A 3874-nucleotide genomic window follows, 5' to 3' on the forward strand; every position below is an offset into this window, starting at 1 on the left:
GGCTTCTCTGAACTAAATGATCTTGACTTGTGCTGTTGAGCGGCGGTCTTCGTTGTCAGGTGGGGGCGGCGGGCATGCCGATGTGGACGGGGCGGCGCCGAGCGGTGAGGGTGTCGAGTTGGGCCAGCTTGTTGCGGGTGGCTTCGAGGCTGACGTTGAGCGCGTCGACCTCACCGAGCCAGCGTTCGCGGTGGGCCTCGGCGATGCGATCGAGGAGATTGTCGCGGATCTGGATCAGTCTGGTCCGCTGGTCCGGGTCGGGGCGCAGGAGCGGGCACCGGATGCAGCTGTGTTCGTGGATGCATGGTGTCGCGTAGGAGCGTCCGCAGGTGCCGAGGGCGACCCGGCGTCGTTCGAAGTGTCCGAGGAACTCCTCCCACTCCTCGTCGGTCGGTGTGCGGTATTCCTCGCTGGGCCGCAGGGCCCGGCGTCGGGCGATGAACGCGCGGTGGCTGTTGATGACTTCTTCGGGGTAGACGGCTTTGTAGCCCATGGTGACATTGATATCGCGATGTCCGGCGACGAGTTGGGCGATATGCGGCGGCATTCCGTGCATGATCGCGTCAGTGATCAGGATCCGGCGGAAGTCGTGGGGCACGAACCGCAGCGGCTCTCCGCTGACGTCGGTGAGTCCGGTGCCGGCAAGGGCGGCGGCGATCAGCGTGCGGATCGCGGGCCCGGTGATGGGCCGGGGCTCACCACCGAGACGGCGCTGGAACAGCAGCGGCATCGGTGGGTTCCAGACTCGTTCGTGGTAGTCGTAGGCGACCACGAGAGGGACGGCGCCGGTGTCGTCCCGGACGCGGGTGATGATCGCCGAGAGCACGTCGGCCAGTTCCGGGCTGATCACCAGCAGCCGTTCGGTGTCGGTCTTGGACGGCGCGATCTGCAGCAGCGGAACGAGTTCGCCGGTGGCGGGCACTGTGTAGTGGATCAGGCTGTGATGCGACAGTTCGGTGAGCTCTTCGATGCGGACGCCGGTGTGCCGAAGCACCTCGACGGCACTCCACGTCCAAAACGCTTGGTGTTCTTCGTGAGTGAGATCACTGCGCTTGCCCGTGTCGGGGTCTTCGGCCCAGGTCTTCCCGGCCGTGGCGTGGCTGGTGACCGAGCGGCGCAGCGTCTGACCCGCGGCGGTGAACAGCGCGCCCAGCTCGGTGTCCTGTGCCGCCTGTAGCCGCTCGACGGCGTCGTGGTGAGCCTTGGTGACGGTGTCGACCAGCACGGGCATCACCGGCAGGCGTTCGCGGGTGCGCTGATCCATCCGGGACTTGCGGTGCGAGCGCTTCTTCTTCTGCGCGGCCGCGTCGGTGTCGCGGATCGGGCACGGCGCCACCCACGGTCCCCATCGGGACGGGTCCTCGGCGGCCCATTGGCTCAGGTCAAGGTAGAAGGCGCGCACCGTCATCAAATGGTCGGCGGCGTTGATCCGCGGCTCGGTGCACGCGGTGAGCTGTCCGTCGATCGTCCGACGGACCGTTTTGGTCGCGATGCGCTGCTTCCAGGCGGTCGCGACCTCGGCGGGCAGGCGCAGCGACGCGATGCCGGGGTGGTGGATCTCCAGGTCCCGCCAGAACAGACGGCCCAGGGTGTAGGAGAGCTTGTGCAAGCTGGCGTAGTCCAGGGCCGGCTGGCGTTCACGCAGGTAGTCCACCAGCAGATCACGCACCGGCGCGCAGTCGATGCCGTAGCGGTCGATCAGCCGCTCGCAGCTGAGCTGGCCCTGCGTCCTCAGGCCCCTCGCCGTCGGCGCGCCATCGCCGAGCACACCGGCGGCGCGCAGCAGCTGATAGAAGTACGGGCTGCCGGCCGCCGCTCCGGCCTGCTGGTCCTCGACGACCCGCAGCAGCTCCAGACAGTCGCCGACGGTGATGTCGCCGACCCGCCCTCCCTTGGCGGCAAGGATGGCCGCGATCCGCCGCATCGCGAGCTGAGCGGTGTGCGTGTTGACGCCCGCGCCTCGGCACAGGACGGCCAGTTTCTCGAACCCGGCCGCGTCGCGGCTGCGGGCGAACTCGGCGGCCAGATCCCTGGGGGTGCTCGGTGTCATCAGCCAACCCAGGCTCGGACGGATCACGTCGCCGCAGACCAGCAGTGACATCCCCCGGGCCACCGCGAGCCGGCCGTGTTCGGTGTCCGCCCGGGACCGGTCGGTGGCGGGCAGCCGCCGCCAGGCCATGTTGCCCTCGGCGTCGGCGCCCGAGGCGAGCCACCGGTCCTGCCAGCTGTCGCCGGGCTGGTGCTCGAGCCAGTCGAGCACCCGGATCAGACCGCGACGCCGCCCGGGCTGCAGGCCCGCCGAGACCGTGGTGAACGGCTCGGTCAGCAGCCGAGCCACGATCAGCTGCCGGGGTTGCACGGTTTCCGGCCAGCTCTCCGGCAGCGGGCGGGGCGGGAACCGGCGCAGCGCCGCCAGCACACTCGACGACCCCGCCTCGGTCCGGGCTTCGGGCCGGGCTCCCTGATACAGCCCTGCCTGCGAGACTTCGCCCACCTGCGCGGCGGCGCTCACCGGTCCGGTCCCCCGAACAGCACCCGCAGTGATTCGGGGCGGTAGCTCAGCCGCTCGCCGCTGCCGTCCGGTGGCGCCGTGGGCCCGGCCGCACGCCGGTCGTGGTGGGCCAGTACCTCGGCGATCATGTCCTCGACCGGGGCATTGATGTAAAGCTGGGTGGTGGACAGGTGGGCGTGTCCAAGGACCCACTGCACGTCGGTCAGCGTCATCTGTGGGTCGCGGGCCATCCGATAGGCTGCCGTGTGCCGAAGATCGTGCAGCGTCCAGTTCGATCCCAACGACTCGTTGGCGCGGGTGAACATCGCCCGAGCCGCATGATAGTTCAACGCGCGCAACGGCTTCCGCAAAGTCCACCACAACGGCTGATCCCGACCGGCCGGCACCAGACCGGTCAGCTGCACCTGATATAGCCGCAGCCACACGAACGCGTCCGACGAGGCGGGCAACTGCTGCAACGCCCGGCTGCCCTTCCGGATCACGGTGATCAGCTGTTGCCCCGGGTCGACGTCGGCGACCGTGGCCCCCAACAGCTCCGAGGCCCGAGCCCCCGTCGAGACCCAGAACGCCACCAGCGCCCGATCCCGATGCGACCCCAGCCGGGCGAACAGCTCGTCAAATATCTCGTCCGGGATCTGGCGCGGCACCCGCGAGGGCACCCTCGGTCGAAACCGGCCACGACGTTCGGCCGTGAACACCTCCATCGGGTTGTGATGCGCATTCGCCCGCCCGGCCTGGCGGTGCCGTGCCAGCGGGAACGGATTGACCATCGGCCCACTGCCGGCCTCGAGGTGGAACTCGTAGAAACCGCGCAACACCGTCTCGCAGTGCGCCACGGTCGCCGCCGCGTACCTGTCGCCAGGCGCGGGCTTGCCGGTCACCGGGTTCGGGACCGGCATCCGTCCCCGCGCGGCCGACGCTGACAGCCCAGCGTCGCCTCGACTCCGTGACGACACACCGGATGGCTTGTCGACCAATTGAATCCAGCAGCAGAAATCGCGGGCCTCGACCGCAGTTGCGCGCTCCCACCCGACCCCGATCGCCCACACAAACCGGAACCAACGCAACAGGTCCAGGCCGTAGGACCGCAGCGTGCTCTCCGAGCGACCGCACGCCTGCAGTTCCCGCAGGAATGCCGCGACCGGTCCGACGACGCCGCCACCGGGGTCGAGGAGCCGATAAGGCTCGAACACCTCGCCAGTGGCCACGACCGACCCCAGCCGCGGCACAAACAACGACTCCAGATCCCGCGGCATACCCGTTTCTCCAGTCACGAGGCCGAACCGTAACCACACACCCTGGGATCAGTCCGCCGAACACGGAAAACACCCTCAGTAGTTCAGTCAACGGGGCGTCCTCGAG

2 protein-coding genes are annotated in these 3874 nt (G+C 69.1%); both read right to left on the bottom strand.

Annotated elements, in window-relative coordinates; translation table 11 throughout:
- Positions 1 to 55 precede the first annotated feature (55 nt).
- The gene (locus P3H15_RS53195; protein ID WP_276144698.1) at positions 56 to 2512 is read right to left on the bottom strand and encodes a site-specific integrase; all 2457 of its coding nucleotides are present in this window, start codon (positions 2510 to 2512) and stop codon (positions 56 to 58) included.
- On the bottom strand, positions 2509 to 3786 hold the full coding sequence (locus tag P3H15_RS53200) for a site-specific integrase (protein ID WP_276144699.1): 1278 nt from the start codon (positions 3784 to 3786) through the stop codon (positions 2509 to 2511). Before P3H15_RS53200 ends, P3H15_RS53195 begins: the two co-directional genes overlap by 4 nt.
- Positions 3787 to 3874: the final 88 nt, after the last annotated feature.

The organism is Rhodococcus sp. T2V (assembly GCF_029269925.1).
Taxonomy (GTDB): Bacteria; Actinomycetota; Actinomycetes; order Mycobacteriales; family Mycobacteriaceae; genus Rhodococcus_F; species Rhodococcus_F koreensis.